The organism is Flexilinea flocculi (assembly GCF_001192795.1).
Classification (GTDB): domain Bacteria; phylum Chloroflexota; class Anaerolineae; order Anaerolineales; family Anaerolineaceae; genus Flexilinea; species Flexilinea flocculi.
The window spans coordinates 1,792,640-1,808,231 of sequence record NZ_DF968181.1 but is presented as its reverse complement, the minus strand read 5'-3'; the positions used below and the strand labels follow the sequence as shown (position 1 = coordinate 1,808,231).

11 protein-coding genes and 1 tRNA gene are annotated in these 15,592 nt (G+C 42.3%); 5 read left to right on the top strand and 7 right to left on the bottom strand.

From position 1 onward, the window contains the following. Positions 1 to 10 precede the first annotated feature (10 nt). Together ATC1_RS12445 and ATC1_RS12440 are read left to right on the top strand one after the other, a co-directional pair. On the top strand, positions 11 to 1,000 hold the full coding sequence (locus ATC1_RS12445) for a sugar ABC transporter substrate-binding protein (RefSeq protein ID WP_062282741.1): 990 nt from the start codon (positions 11 to 13) through the stop codon (positions 998 to 1,000). Positions 1,001 to 1,151: 151 nt separating this feature from the next. Further along, a complete protein-coding gene (locus ATC1_RS12440; RefSeq protein ID WP_062282738.1) occupies positions 1,152 to 2,672 on the top strand; it encodes a sugar ABC transporter ATP-binding protein in 1,521 nt (506 codons plus the stop codon). Between the two features lie 18 nt (positions 2,673 to 2,690). On the opposite strand, the gene ATC1_RS12435 is transcribed toward ATC1_RS12440, so the two are convergent. The 6 genes from ATC1_RS12435 to ATC1_RS12410 all read right to left on the bottom strand — a co-directional run bounded on the left by ATC1_RS12435 (position 2,691) and on the right by ATC1_RS12410 (position 10,469). Beyond that, a complete protein-coding gene (locus tag ATC1_RS12435) occupies positions 2,691 to 3,719 on the bottom strand; it encodes a LacI family DNA-binding transcriptional regulator (protein WP_062282735.1) in 1,029 nt (342 codons plus the stop codon). A gap of 858 nt (positions 3,720 to 4,577) precedes the next feature. After that, complete coding sequence (locus tag ATC1_RS12430) at positions 4,578 to 5,282, bottom strand: YesL family protein (RefSeq protein ID WP_062282732.1); 705 nt, start codon at positions 5,280 to 5,282, stop codon at positions 4,578 to 4,580. Between the two features lie 9 nt (positions 5,283 to 5,291). Next, complete coding sequence (locus ATC1_RS12425) at positions 5,292 to 6,155, bottom strand: carbohydrate ABC transporter permease (protein ID WP_062282729.1); 864 nt, start codon at positions 6,153 to 6,155, stop codon at positions 5,292 to 5,294. Continuing rightward, positions 6,155 to 7,075, bottom strand: coding sequence for a carbohydrate ABC transporter permease (locus ATC1_RS12420; protein ID WP_062282726.1), 921 nt, complete (start codon positions 7,073 to 7,075; stop codon positions 6,155 to 6,157). Before ATC1_RS12420 ends, ATC1_RS12425 begins: the two co-directional genes overlap by 1 nt. 81 nt (positions 7,076 to 7,156) lie before the next feature. After that, positions 7,157 to 8,473 (bottom strand): ABC transporter substrate-binding protein, encoded by a 1,317-nt coding sequence (locus ATC1_RS12415; protein ID WP_062282722.1) that lies wholly within the window; start codon positions 8,471 to 8,473, stop codon positions 7,157 to 7,159. A gap of 58 nt (positions 8,474 to 8,531) precedes the next feature. Next, the gene (locus tag ATC1_RS12410; RefSeq protein WP_062282718.1) at positions 8,532 to 10,469 is read right to left on the bottom strand and encodes a glycoside hydrolase family 127 protein; all 1,938 of its coding nucleotides are present in this window, start codon (positions 10,467 to 10,469) and stop codon (positions 8,532 to 8,534) included. A gap of 410 nt (positions 10,470 to 10,879) precedes the next feature. On the opposite strand from ATC1_RS12410, the gene ATC1_RS12405 reads away from it, so the two are divergent. Beyond that, complete coding sequence (locus ATC1_RS12405) at positions 10,880 to 11,914, top strand: LacI family DNA-binding transcriptional regulator (RefSeq protein ID WP_062282715.1); 1,035 nt, start codon at positions 10,880 to 10,882, stop codon at positions 11,912 to 11,914. Between the two features lie 2 nt (positions 11,915 to 11,916). Next, on the top strand, positions 11,917 to 13,416 hold the full coding sequence (gene arfA, locus ATC1_RS12400; RefSeq protein WP_062282711.1) for an arabinosylfuranosidase ArfA: 1,500 nt from the start codon (positions 11,917 to 11,919) through the stop codon (positions 13,414 to 13,416). Between the two features lie 213 nt (positions 13,417 to 13,629). Here the strand turns inward: arfA and ATC1_RS12395 are convergent. Then, positions 13,630 to 13,702 (bottom strand) — tRNA-Asp (locus ATC1_RS12395). A 386-nt stretch (positions 13,703 to 14,088) separates the two neighbouring features. On the opposite strand from ATC1_RS12395, the gene ATC1_RS12390 reads away from it, so the two are divergent. Beyond that, positions 14,089 to 15,258, top strand: coding sequence for an iron-containing alcohol dehydrogenase (locus ATC1_RS12390; RefSeq protein ID WP_062282707.1), 1,170 nt, complete (start codon positions 14,089 to 14,091; stop codon positions 15,256 to 15,258). Positions 15,259 to 15,592: the final 334 nt, after the last annotated feature.

Sequence of the window (15,592 nt, the reverse complement as noted above, 5' to 3'; positions counted from 1 at the left end):
AGAGGATAAGATGAAAAAAAGTATTGTATTATTATTGACGGTTTTGTTATTGGCAGCCAGCATGTTCAGCTCCTGCTTTGCTGAGGAAGAGCTTCCTTTTTATGCATCGATCACGGCTGAAAAGGTTTCTGATGAACCGGTTCGCCTCGTCATGCTGGCTTTTGATACGAATCCATTCTTCAATCAGATCAAGAATGGCTTTAATGCAGTTTCAGATTATCTGGCTGACAAAAACGCCACTGTGGATTGGATTTCCATGGGTGATATGACCAGTGAAAATATTATCGCCGCAATTGAAAATGCAATCTCGATGAAATATGATGGTATCGCTGTAATTTCTGTTTTTGACGGTGTCGAAACGGTAATCAACAAAGCAGTTGATGCAGGGATCCAGGTTGTTACATTTGTCGCAGAAGGCAATGTACCAAGCAAACGCATGACCAGCATCGGTCAAAATGCAAAATCAGCTGGTAAAACGGCCGGTGAGGCAATTGAAGCATTCACAGGCGGCAAAGGACAGATGGCTGTTATTACGGGAACGTTCGGCGCTGTACAGCATGAAGATCGTATGAACGGTGCATTGGATTACTTGAAAGAAAATGATCCGGACATCGAAATTGTCGGCGTTGTGGAAAATAATGACTCAGCAACAACTGCCTATAACCAGACGATGGATTTCCTGACTGCTTATCCGGATCTCAAATGCGTTTACGTTACTGCAGGTGGTCCTTTCGGAGCATGCCAGGCGATTAAAGAGATGGGATTGACTGGAAAAGTTGGTGTCGTTGGGTTTGATCACACACCGGAAAATCTGGAATACGTCTATTCTGGCGAAATGATTGCTGCCGTCTCTCAGGATCCTGAAGGACAGGCGTGGAACAGCATTATGATGCTTTACAACAATATTGTCAATGGAACTACCTATGATGATCATGTTGCGACACCAAATGTTGTCGTAAATCCAGAGAATGTTGTTGAATACTACGGTGAAGCAAAATAAAACTCAGTAAATAATCACTGATTGATTCGGTAAATACAGAAAAACAACAAACACTTTTTCAGAATGTTTGTGATTTATCCGGTAATAGACAACCGGAACTTGATCTGAGGACGGTATCTCTCAAACCGTCCTCAGAAACCTTGGAGGACAAATGGCTGATTTATTAATCAAAGTTAGTAACTTATCCAAAAATTTTTCGGGAGTTCATGCGCTCAGCAATGTAAATTTCGAAGTCTATCCAGGGGAAATCCATGCCATTGTTGGTGAAAATGGCGCAGGGAAATCGACGCTGATGAATATTCTGTCAGGAGTCTATCGTCAGACTTCGGGGGACGTTTTTTGGAATGGGAAGATAGTCCATTTTCGCAATGTGAAAGAACCTCGCGACATTGGTATCGTTATGATCCATCAAGAATTGTCGTTGGCACAGCATTTGAGTGTGATGGAAAATATTTACATGGGGAATTTGCCGAAAACACGTTCAGGAATGATCGATTATCGACAATTAAAAAACAATGCGATTGAACAACTAAAACGTGTACGGTTGGATGCCTCTTTTGCAACGAAAATGGTGAATGAATTAAGCATATCTCAACAACAGATGGTTGAGATTGCCAAAGCTTTGACCTTACAAGCGAAGCTGTTGATAATGGATGAGCCTACTTCCTGTTTGACGGCAGTTGAGACTGAAGTGCTGCTTGATATTATGAAAGATCTTCGGACACAGGGAGTTTCTATCCTCTTTATCTCTCATCGGATGGAAGAAGTCTTTCGTATATCCGATCGAATCACCGTCTTACGAGATGGCAGTTCGGTTGCATCCGCATTGCGGAAAGATATTGAAGTCAACGAAGTATTATCGCTTATGGTTGGGCGTGAATATTCAGACAGTCAGGTTCATACCTGTTGTGCCAATTATGAAGCAGAACCAATTCTGAAGGTTGAAAATCTTTGCTATGGCGATTTAATAAAAAATGCCAGTTTTGAGCTTTATCCCTCCGAAGTGTTGTTCATCACCGGATTGGTTGGTGCAGGACGCAGTGAATTGATTGAGACGATCTTCGGCGGCAGAAAGATGTCTTCCGGAAAGATTTTCTTTGAAGGGAAGGAAGTTCACGCTCATGGGACTAAGGAAATGATGGAACTTGGAATCTCACTTGTTCCAGAAGGGCGAAAAATTCAGGGGATTTTTGCCAACCTTTCAGTTGCCGACAACATTCAAATCAGTGCATTGAAGAAATTTTCTAAAGCTGGAGTTTTGAACATCAGGCAATTGCGTGTAGAGATCAAAAAACAGGTTGACGCCTTACGCATAAAAACCCCTTCTGTTCAACAATTAATCAGGAATCTATCTGGTGGTAATCAACAGAAAGCAGTTTTAGGGCGTTGTCTGATGTGTTCTCCCAGAATTCTGATTTTGGATGAACCAACAAATGGCATTGATGTCGGGACCAAGCAAGAAATCTATAGAATTATTGATCGATTAGCGCATGAGGGTGTTTCTGTAATTTGTGTTTCATCCGAAATGGCCGAAGTCTTGTCGATGGCAGATCGCGCCATCGTGATGCATGAAGGAAAAATCAACGGTATATTGAAAAGAGATGGAAATTTGACGCAAGATACCATTGTAAAATATGAAACTCGTATGACTGATTGCGTTCAAGCGGTTTGATCGGGGAAGTCGTTGGATCTATAGATTCTCACGAATTTTAATTTCGATATCAGTGAAAAAGATATCCGTTTCCGGCTTTTTTTGGGAAATGATGTAGTCAAACAGTATTTGAAGTGGTTTTGAACCTTGTGTAAACGGCTGCTGGCAAATTGACGCATCAATTACGCCATCGCGAATCAGCTTAACTGTCATTGGAACCGAATCGGAGCTGATGATTGTCAATTTTTTTTCAAGTCCTAACTGCATGACTGCTCGGCATGCTCCGTAGACGCCAGCTGAAGCGATATAGAGACCATCTATCTCCGGATGATGAGCCAGCATTTCCTTTGTGACATAAAAACTTTCGATATCATCATCGTGATTTTCTTGTACTTCAATAATCCGCATATCCGGAGCATATTTTTCAAGAATATCTGCAAAACCCTGAATTCGTTCATAATGTCCACGGATGTCTTTGGACCCAAGGACTACGCCAATGTTACCATGTCCATTTTTCATTAATCGCATCAATCCACCGGCAGTTTCGCCGCTTTGCGTGTGATTGCTGCCGACATACGCGATGCGTCCTGAATGATCAATGTCGCTGTTCACCGCAACAACGGGAATTCCCATATGGTGCAGTGATAACAGTTTCTCGGATATTCTGGGGTTGTTGACGGGAGTTAATGCCAAACCGTTTATCCCTTGTGCGATAAGCTCATCAATGGAGTTCAATTGCGGTTCAATATTATCAAAATCAGAAAAGCGTTTCTCAACCGTAACGCCAAATTCTTCCAGTTCTTTTGATTTGGCATCAATTCCTGTGACAACATCTTCAAAATAGGGATTACTGGTGGTACTGCTAAAAATAATAAAACCAAATTTAATATTTTTTTTGATAATGGAAAGCGTTTTTCCGATTTTATTGGGAGTATATTGTAATAATGCAGCGATTTCCCGAATCTTTGCTTCCGTCTCAGGATTTACCAGACCACGGTTGTTCAAAACCCGGTCAACCGTACCGCGCGATACACCGGCGAGATTGGCTATTTGTTTGATCGTTGCCATGGTTCTCTCTGCTTTCCTTTGTTTTTATCATAGCTTGTTTAGGCTGGTTTGTCAACCCGTGCCCGTACACAAAATATTATAAATTTCCGAAAAATATTGATAATATTCAGGATTGTGCTCGAACACATACTAACATCTCAAGTTCAAAAAAATGAATACAACTCAATTTTATATTTAAACGTACTTTTTTGGGAGAAACTGACGAAAAACGACAGTTGGTGTTTCTCTTTTTATTGGGGTTGATTGGCAGAAATTTCAGATGGTTGTTCGGAAAAATTATCTAAGTAATAATATGTGCGGCAAATATTCTTGATTCATCGCGCTTCAAATACGTGGGAAAATCGCAGGAGGCTCTGCTATCTGCGATTTTTGAAAGTTCATATGTGCAAAACACCATTGATATTGCCCGATCAAATGATTGGTGTCTTTGAAATCAATGATGCGCTTTGTATTAGTTTTTCCTCACCCCCCACGTCTGAAACAATGGCAAGAAGAAATTGCCTCCAATTTTCCTAACACCGATATAAAGGAAAGCGTTTTCAGTTCAATTCTTTACTGATGCTCACAGAGATATCGCTGACGGAACCATCTGTATTATAAGTACATACGGCTGATGTGTCCTTTTCACCAACCGTGATGACAGCAAATGTGCGGGTTCCATCGGGATAACTTGCGTTATGGTCAATCCAGGTGCCTGAATTCAGATTGGTTTTTCCACATTTCTGACAATTCTAAAATATGGGTTGACTTTTCGGTTAAGAAATAAACTTAGTTGTTCTATTGGTTTTGCGCTTCGCGCAAAACCAATAGAACAACAAAAAAATTTTTTTATATTTCAAGTTACTGAATTCAGCCTGATTAACCTGCTTTTTGTTTTTCTTCGAATGGTTTGATGATATGTTTCTGTACGGGTCCATTCAGAAAATAACAGATGATGTATTGCGCAAAAGATACCAACAGCAAAAAATAAATCGGGAGAGAAAACGGGAATACAGCCAGAATAAAGCAGAATGCCACTACAAACACTATCATAACCACCAGATTCTGCCTCCATTCCAGCAACATCAAGATCCGTGCGTTTTTGAGCAATGCTCCGATATTCAGATCAAGCATCGCTGTTAAAACGAAAGTCCATGCGCTGAACAGACAAAAGAAAGCCGTTCCCCAAAAGCCAAGTACCAAGCCCAGTAATCCGGAAAAACTTTGAAGGTTTTCAATGCCAAAATTTAATAGATAATACGAGATGCCAAGGCCAATTGTCATGACCAATCCGATTTTCAGGGATCGGAAAAAACTCCGTCGAAATTCTTCCCAAAAATCTGACCAGAGAAAGCAATGACCGTTCCGAATGAGGAGGATCAGAACACGATTAATTCCGGCAATTGCAGAAGGAATTGTAATAATCGGGATACAAAAAACCGTGAACAACAGGTTGAGTTTGATAAATACCCAGAAATGAGTCCGAATCAGAGCAAAAAAGAAAGCTGCACCCTCTACAGGATACGGCTTTCCTGCACCTTCCTTTAAATTATGCTGTCTGGAAATGATTTCTAAGAATCCCATACGCGTCTGCTAATTCTTCATACCAGTCAAGACAATACCTTCCACAAAATACTTCTGTCCGATAAGATAGAAAATGATCCCCGGCGCAAAAGACATGCAGGTCGCACACATGATGTACGCCCATTCCTGTTTCAGAGAGCCTTTGAATTGGCTTAATCCGATCGCAATTGTGAATTTGTCTCCTGTGTTGATGTAAATAATCTGCTGCAGCAAGTCATTCCAGATTTGAATAAAAAGAAGCAGTGCAACCACAATGATTGCAGGTTTTATTGAGGGAACGATGATATTTGTCAAAATCCGAAAATAACCGGCGCCATCGATTGTTGCTGCCTCATCCAATTCTCTCGGGATTGTCGAGATAAACTGGCGAATCAGGAAAATATTGAAAGCGCCGCCACCACAGAAATAAGGCAGGATTAACGGCCAATACGTATTCGCCAAGTGGAAGCCCTTTGTCCACATAATATAGAGGGGGATCAATGTCACCATATTCGGCAGCAGCATGGACCCAACGCACAGGCTGAAGAGGAACTTCTTTCCGCGGAAGCGTAGACGGGCAAAGGCATAACCACCCATCGTTGCTGTAATCGTTCCTCCAAGCACTGATGGTATGATGATTGTCATTGTATTCTTTAGATACTGTAAAAATGGAAAGTATTTCAGCGCTTTTGTGTAATTTGAAAACAGCCAATCTTTTGGAAAAAAGGAAGGTGGCCACGCAAAAAGCTGAGCATTCGTCATTAAACTTGAACGGAAGATCCACCAGATCGGAAGCATAACCAGGAGGGACGCCAGGATTACAGCGATCAACGCAAGTGTATTTAGCGTTTTTTCATGTTTCATCCGGCTTTGGAATGCAGTTTTTTTCGCCATTAGTCATTTCCTCCCTGATAGAAAACCCATCTTCCGCTTGTGACAAAAAGGATAATCGTAAATACAGCGATAATCAGGAAAAAGATAAAACTGATCGCACAGGCATAACTGAGCTTGGCATCCTTAAATGCGTATGTGTACATCACATAGGAAATAAAACGGGAAGAATTACCCGGACCGCCCTGCGTCAGCGCCAAAGCCGGTGTGACGACTTGCATATTCGTGATTAAAGACATAAGAAGGTTATAAAAAATGATCGGGGTCATACAAGGAATTGTGATATATCGAAAACGCTGCCAACCGCTTGCACCGTCCATTTCAGCCGCTTCATGATAGACACGGGGAACATTCTGCAAACCAGCGAGAAAAATGACAATCAAGTTGCCTGAGAGCCAAACGGCAATCAAAGCCAGAGAGGGAACCACCCAGGTGGGAGATCCGATAAATTTGACTTTCCCAATCCCTAAGAAGCTCAAGATATAATTAAACAGTCCCCAGTTGGATTCATACAGCCAGCTCCATCCAAGGTAAACCGCCATTGCTGGCAATACATATGGCAGATAAAAAATCGCTCGAAAGAAGCCGCGCGCGGGGATTTTTTGGTTTAATAAAAGCGCAATTGCAAAAGAATAAAGAATACTGCCGAAAACCGCGAGGACGGAAAAATAGACGGTTACTTTAATCGCATCAATGAAATAGGGGTCTTTCGTAAAAAGGCGTACGTAATTAGTTAGTCCGACCCATTGGAGTGTACCGACTCCTTTCCAATTGAAAAAACTAAGTATTAAAACCGTGATCAAAGGCACATAAGTCAAAAAAATCAAGCCGATACAGGATGGAATCAGACATAGGTAGGCAGTTTTTCGTTCTCCATCCAACAGCCTGTGATCAGCTTTTTTTTTGCGTACATCTATTTCCATATTTCCTCTTAGAACTGGGCGGTATCCGCACACTCTGTGCGGATACCGCAATAATTGATTGGTAAAGTATATCAGCGGGTTTTATTCACCGGCAAGGATGCTGCTCAGATAATCATAACCGCCATTGATCGCTTCTTCTGCTGTCTGTGTTCCATCCCAGACTGGACCGAGAATCGAGCGTAAGTATTCGATGAATTCATTTGTATGAGGTGTATAGTACCAGCTCGTGGAGACGGCATAGTTCATTGCATAGTCAACGACGGCTGCTTTATAATCTTCATATTTTGGGAAATTCGGGTTGTCGATCCATTTTTTGGTCAATGCTTCATCTGTATAGTATTTTTCAAGGATAGGCATCCAGATACCGGTTGCGATCAGATTATCCCAACTATTCTCTTCCTTTGTATACCATTTGATGAATTCCATTGCTTCAGCCTGATGTTTTGACTGGCTGAAAATGACCTGCGGACCGCCGGTACAAATGGTGACTTCTTTTTTCATAACTGGCAATGGAGCAACACTGTATTTTACAGAACCAGGCAGACTTGTGCCTACGTTCCATGTTCCACCGGTTGCCATTGCAACAGTTCCAGATACGATTGACCGTTGGATACCATTATCCTCAAGGCCTGCATTATAGGGCATGACTTTATCTACGAGATACAAGTCGGCAACCTTCTGGATGGATTCGATCGCCTCAGGACTGTTGATTGTGACTTCTGTACCATCAGCGTTGAACCAACTGCCACCGTTAGATAGAGCCCACACTTCGAGCTGCCATGTCCAGTTGTCAACGACTGCACCGTATTGGACGATATTTTCAGCATCGAATTCCGGATCATCGGCGTTTTTGCCATTTTTATCTAATGTCAGTTTCTTGGCAGTAGCGACAAATTCATCCCATGTCATCGGTTCAGTTGCTGAAGGATAAGGCAGCCCCGCAGCATCAAACATATCGGTGTTATAGTACAGAATCAGGATTTCATTCGCAGCCGAATATGCAACCGGTTTCCCGTCTTTTTTGAAGGTGATGCTGTCCAAAGGCATGGAATCTGCTCCGGCATACATATCGGAGACATCTGCAAGCAGACCTTTTTCCGCAAAATCCAAAACGCCGGCTTCATTCATAATACCGCAATCCGGTAATTCATTCGCAGTAGCCATGGTATTCAATTTTGTCACATACTCTTCATTTGGAATTGCCATCACTTTGACAACGATCTCAGGATGTTCGGCATTGAATCGATCAGCGACTGCTTGAACACTCGCAGCTTCATCAGGCGTACCCCAGTAGGAGTAGGTGATTTCGACAGGCTCTGCAGCTGCGACAATAGAGGCTGCAACACTTATCAGCAAAACAGCAATTAACAGAGCAAAAAACAACTTATTGGTCTTCATATTATCTTCCTTTCTTTACTTATATCAAACAGCAAAACACTTGCTGCAATTTACAAACTTAAAATGTTGTTTTTATCCAAACCAGCATCTCACCAGGTGTTCGATTTCCCCACAACGCATACGGAACAGCAGTCAGGTTCTGGTCACACATTGAAAAAGCCGGTTTGCCGTAAAGCTGGGAGCCAACGCCGCTTGAAAAACGTTTCCCGTTCAAATGGAGTGTGGGTAATTCACCAGGGAGATTTTCGATGGGCAGTCCTTTTATGATTTCCGAATTTGCAGATACAAATAATGCCGCAAGATTCTCCCCATTATCAACCTGCTCCAGGCAATAAACGTAGGGACCATATTGCAGTGCCAGACGACCGACATCTGCCCGCACATTTTCATTCGCGGCGATGAAAACCGGTTCAACGGACCCGCTGATTTGAATGATGCGTTTTCCTGCTTCTGAAATATTCAGAACAACATACCCGTTATTTATTTCTGCGTCGAGTGAATTGCCATCCAGTGTCACTTCAGGTTGCTCGAGATATTTTGGTATCCGAATGGATAAATTGAATGCGGATGCTTCGAAGGTTTCAACCGTGATGGTTGCAGTGCCATTTTGAAGCAGATATGCGTTAATTTCAATGTTGCCTTTTATTTCAGCCGTTTTAATGCAAAAAGTGGAAGAAATCAGCATGTTGATGTAAATCGAATTATCATCTTCTGCATAAATATACTGTCCCAGTGAAGCGAGTGTTCTGGAAATATTTGTCGGGCAGCACGCTACTTCGTACCATGGCTGACGCACTGGTTTTACGTGTGACATTGATGTCGCTGGCAGACAGTTTGCCGGCCAGACTTCCAACGGATTGACATAAAAATAGCGGTCACCATCCTTGGATATACCTGCCAGAATGGTATTGCAGAGCACTCGTTCGACCACTTCGTAATACTGCGCATCTCTCGTCAATTCCGCCATTCGCTGACCAAACATCATCAGCCCGACCGATGCACAGCTTTCGCAATAGGTACGATCATTTGGCAGGTCATAATCCGTTGTGAAGCGTTCCAGATGTCCTGACGAACCAATTCCACCGGTAATATACATCCGACGTTGTGTCACATTTTGCCAAAGGCTCGTACAAGTATCCTTGAGAGCTTCGTCATTGCATTCATTTGCGACATCAGCCATCGCAGAAAACATATACATGGCACGGACTGCATGACCTTCCGCGGTTTTTTGTCTCACTGGTTCGTCGTATGTCTGTGCATAAAATTCATCGTAATCTGCGAATTCGGGAAATAAACGATTCTGAGCAGTTCGTTCCAATTCTTTAAGAAGATAGTTTGGTTTTTTCCCTCGTTCCTCGAGAAAATGTTTTGCCAAAGCGAGGTAGTTCGGATTACCAGAGATTCGGTAAAGTTTGACTAATGCCAGCTCGATTTCCTGATGACCAGGATATCCAGCTCTTCCGCCAACGATGAATACAGAATAAATCAGATCAGCGAATCGGATCGCAATTTGTAACAGTTGATCCTTTCCTGTTGCCTGAAAATAGGCAACTGCGGCTTCGATGAGATGCCCTGCACAATAGAGTTCATGTCCTTCAGCCAGGTTGCTCCATTTTTCATCAGGATGATTGATTGAAAAATAGGTATTCAAATAACCATCCGCTTGTTGAGCCTGTCCAATCAATGCGATTAATTCATCTGCAATCGGCTCAAAGGCTTTCGCTTTGCCATTTTCCAGACAATAAGCAAGCGCTTCGATCCATTTGTAGGCATCTGTGTCACAGAAAACCGCACCTTGATGCTTTCCGTTTTTCTTGCCTGCCGCAACACGAAAATTTTCTACGCAATGAGACGCTATCACATCAGGAACCTGATCGTTCAATACCATCCATTGATATGGCAGTATTTGATCCGCCACCAGAGAAACATAATGTTTAAATAACGGGTCAGTTATTCGAATATTCTGCAGCGCTGATGGATGTATACCGTTTCTCATAAGTTCCCTTTCAAATAGTTAAACGTTATTTAATATTATTGTGTATACGAGGTGAATTTAAAATAATCTTCAGCGAAAAGTAAAACGTTTAACAGCATATTGATACTTTATCATCGATCATTCCATTTGTAAAGAGTTACTTATTTCATATTTATATATTACTAATTTAACTAATTTATAAAAAATTAAAGCATATGCCGAACTCTGCTCCATATATTTTTGATGTTTATGTGAATATTCTTGATTAAACGTTTACAACAGAGCAACTGACAGTGTTGCGTGTTTCTTGCTTTTATATCTGATATTTGTAATAATATAGTTTTATTCTGCCGAAAAACGATTTAAAATCCCCTTGAAATTCCAGAAGAAAACGTTTATTATGAGGATCAGAATAATGTGCAGGTGTAAAAATGGCTACGATAAAAGAAATATCGAAACAGGCAAACGTTTCAATTGCAACCGTCAGTAAAGTACTTAACGGGAAAACTGGCGTCAACCCAAAGGTCAGGGAAAAAGTACTCGAAGTCGCTAGAAATCTGAATTATCATCCCAATCTGAATGCGAGAAACTTAAAAGCTGGGTCCAGTCACACGATTGGTATTATCACAGAAGATCTGACCGTTTTTAACGCTCCTGAAATTGTTGATGGAATCGCTGCGGAATGTGAGACGGCAGGGTATCATTACATTCTTTCCAATCTGCGCTTTTTCAAACGATATGGCAATGGACCGAAAGATCTAAAAGAAAGTGTTGAGCTGGTGCATTCTACTGTGGATGACATGATCAGCAAGCAGGTTGATGGAATCATCTATATCGGGTGTCACAGCCATATCGTTATTTCGCTGCCTGATCATACCAATCTAAAATATGTCTGTGCGTACTGCGTCAGTGAAGATCCATCCATTCCTTCCATTATCTATAACGATGAAAAAGCCAGTTATGAAGAGACGGAGCTTCTGCTCAACCGTGGTGATCGAAAAATCGGGATGATTACCGGGCTGGCGGATAGCAGTCATACGGCAAAACGAATCCGCGGACATCAATCTGCGTTGTTCGCGCATGGAATTCCCTACGATCCGAATCTGACACTAACAGGAGATTGGGGGCGCGACTGCGGCAGCGTTCTAGGCAAACAATTGATCCGTGAAGGTGTGACTGCCATATTTGCACATAACGATTTGATGGCATTAGGTGTTTTGGATTACTGCAATGCAAATGGGATCGAAGTTGGAAAAGATTTCCGGCTCATCGGCTTTGATAATCAGGCGATAGCGTCGGTATGCCGCCCCAGCCTATCAAGCGTGGCACTCCCGTTATTTGAAATCGGCCAGACTGCTGCAAAAGAAATGCTGCGCCTCCTGCAAGGCGAAAAACCAACGGGGCATCAAATTATGCTCGACTGTACAATCATTGAGCGAGAATCTACTCAAAGAATCAACGAATAAAAATGAATGCCGAAATCTCAATATCAAAAAATCAAACGATTGCACCAATCGATAAACGAATTTTCAGCTCTTTCATCGAACATATGGGGCGTGCTGTCTACACTGGTATTTATGAGCCAGGTCATACCACTGCGGATAAGTATGGCTTTCGCACGGATGTAGCCAGTCTGATTCGGCCATTGAACCTGTCTCATATCCGCTATCCCGGCGGGAATTTCCTCTCCGGCTATAACTGGCTGGATGGGATCGGTCCCAAAGACGAACGCCTGATGCGGGCAGATCTCGCCTGGTCAGCGCTTGAACCCAATGAAGTGGGCACCGATGAATTTCTGCAATGGTGTGAACGACTTGGAATCGAACCTATGCTGGGTGTCAACCTTGGCACCGGAACACCGCAATCTGCGGTTGATCTGCTTGAATATGTTAATGGCGATCTGCCTACCAAATTTGCGAATTTGCGACGCCAAAATGGACATGAGAAGCCCTATAATATCAAGCTCTGGTGTCTTGGTAATGAAATGGATGGACCCTGGCAAATCTGTATGAAAACAGCGGAGGAATACGGCCGAATTGCCTGTGAAACCGCTAAGATGATGAAATGGATGGATCCATCGATCGAGCTGATTGCCTGCGGCAGCTCTTTCTATGACATGCCAACTTTTGGTTCCTGGGAACGAACTGTCCTCAAGCATTGTTATCGGTATATCGATTACATTTCTCTACATCAGTATTACCAGAATAATGACGGTGATATTCCTTCTTTCCTTTCCCGGAGTCTTGAGATGGAAGAGATGATCCACAAAATTGCAGTGATCTGTCGGGAAGCGAAGATGGAGCAAAAAGAGGCGCATGATATTGCATTGTCTTTTGATGAATGGAACGTCTGGTACCATTTTCAAAAAAGCGGTCAACAGCCGCCCAAATGGACTGTAGCCCGACCCATCGAGGAAGAAAATTATGATCTTGCGGATGCGTTGCTGGTCGGATGTATGTTGAACACACTTTTACGCAATGCGGATACGGTAAAAATTGCCTGTCTGGCGCAGCTTGTTAATGTCATCGCACCGATCATGACGGAACCCAATGGACGCGCGTGGGTCCAGACGATTTACTATCCTTTTCTTTACCTGTCAAAATATGGAAGAGGAACAAGTCTGCGGTTAAGCTGTGAATCCGCACAATATGATTGCACAATTCGGAAAAATGTCCCTTATCTGGACGCATCCGCAGTATTAAACCTCGATGGCATTTGCACGCTTTTTTTGGTTAATCGAAATCAGACCGAAGCCCTGAATTGCACGATTTACTTCAATCAGGATTGGGATTATGTTCAGGAATGGATTTCTTTGTCCGGGAATGACTCTGCTCAGCGGAATGATGCTGATCATGAGCCTATCAAACCGCAGGCAAGAGAGTGCCCGAATACAAAAGATGGAATCCTCACAATCGATCTGCCGCCTTCTTCCTGGAACATGATCCGTCTTTCTGTAAATAATCGTTGAGGGTAGGGACAGAAACGCTTAATGTCCGATTAATGGTTTTTTCATCGATCAAGAATATATGTTGGTGGGGAGTCGCCCGATCTGTCATTTTCAATAAATGAAAACAGAATTCAATAAATTGATTCGTGAAACTCGATCAGTATAAAATAGTTTTATCGATCATTACCGAAGTATTAAACAAAAAAGGTGTACTTTTATTAGTACACCTTTGTGCGGGAGCGACGGGGTTCGAACCCGCGATCTCGGCCTTGACAGGGCCGCATGTTAGCCGCTACACCACGCCCCCAGAGTTTTCTTTGACTTTCGTCTCTGATTCGCTCAACGGGAGAAATTTTAGCACAGGTATTGAATCAGGTCAAGTAATTTCATAAAAATGAGTTGTTAATCAACGACCTCGTGAATTGAAATAGTAAATGCAACTTGGGAAGATGAAAAAGGGAAATCCAGGTTGCACTAAGTCTGACAAAGAGGAGGTTGCATTTAATTCTACAAAAAGGTGTGAATTGACAAAGAAAATGCAACAACAATTTTTCTTTTCTTTATACATATTCGTTTAATTTTCTGAGTAATTAGGACATCATGAATCATCAATTTAGACCTTGACTTAGAGCCAACTCCAAGTTATATGATTGAATTATCAAAAGCGAAACAGAAAAAATGGAGGAAAGAATCATGAATTTTAATTACTATGTTCCAGTCCGAATTCTATTTGGACGCGGTCAGCTTAACAATCTGCATCAGCAAACACTGCCCGGCAAAAAAGCTTTGATTGTGATTTCATCTGGAAAATCGATCCGCGCAAACGGATACCTGGATCAACTTGAAGGGCAGTTGGATAAAGCCGGTGTGAGCTATGTGGTTTTTGATAAAGTAATGCCCAATCCGATGTTGAAACATGTCACGGAAGGTGCTGCTCTGGCAAAAGCAGAGCAATGCGATTTCGTAATTGGCTTTGGCGGCGGCAGCAGCATTGATTCTGCAAAAGCGATAGCTGTGATGGCTACCAATGACGGGAATTACTGGGATTATGTAGGAGCTGGCAGCGGTAAAGGTCAACCGGTTAAGAATCAGCCGCTTCCGATTGTTGCGATTACGACGACAGCCGGTACGGGAACCGAAGCTGATCCCTGGGCTGTGATCACCAAAGAAGATACAAATGAGAAGATTGGATCCGGGTGGGATTGCACTTTCCCGTATTTATCAATCGTGGATCCGGAACTGATGGTCTCCATTCCGCCAACTTTAACTGCTTACCAGGGATTTGATGCATTGTTCCACAGTACCGAAGGATACCTCAATACAACAGCCAACGTGATGAGCGATCTTTTCGCGTTAAAAGCAATTGAGTCGATCGGAGCAAATCTTGACAAAGCAGTTGCGGATGGGAAAAATCTCGATGCGCGGGACAATGTCGCATTGGCGAATACCTTATCCGGTATTGTAGAAAGTGTTTCTGGATGTATTTCGGAACATTCACTGGAACATGCGCTCAGTGCCTATCACCCGAATTTGCCTCATGGCGCGGGTTTGATCATGATCAGCAAAGCGTATTACACATTCTTTGCGAAATCCGGCTCCTGTGATGATCGTCTCGTAAAAATGGCTCAGGCATTGGGCAAAACGGAAGCCTCACAACCGATGGATTTTGTCGATGCATTGGTTGATCTGCAGCGCCGATGTCATGTCGATCAATTGAAAATGTCTGATTATGGCATTACTCGTGAAGAGTTACCTGAAATCGTGAAGAATGCCCGACATACGATGGGGCACTTGTTCCATGTAGATCCGGCAGTTCTTACGGATGAGGATTGTTTGAAGATTTATCAGGAATCCTATCGATAACGATATATTACTTCGCAAAAAACTGTCGTAAAAAATGTGGCACTTCGAAATTTAATTGAACCTTATTAGAAAAAAGAGAAAGCCTCTTGTAGTATTGTTTTTTGCGTTTTATGCAAAAACAATACTACAAAGATTTTCCCCTCAATTGATTCGAAAAGTAAGTCACTATTTCGAATTAATGGATAAATTTAATACTGTAATTGAAAATAATCGATATATTGTACAATTGATTCAAGCAATAAATTCTAATCAGGAGTGCAATGGATTATAAGAAAACAGAAGAAATTAAACCTTATTTTGAAAAATGATTTGAAATGATTTCAATTCAACTTCA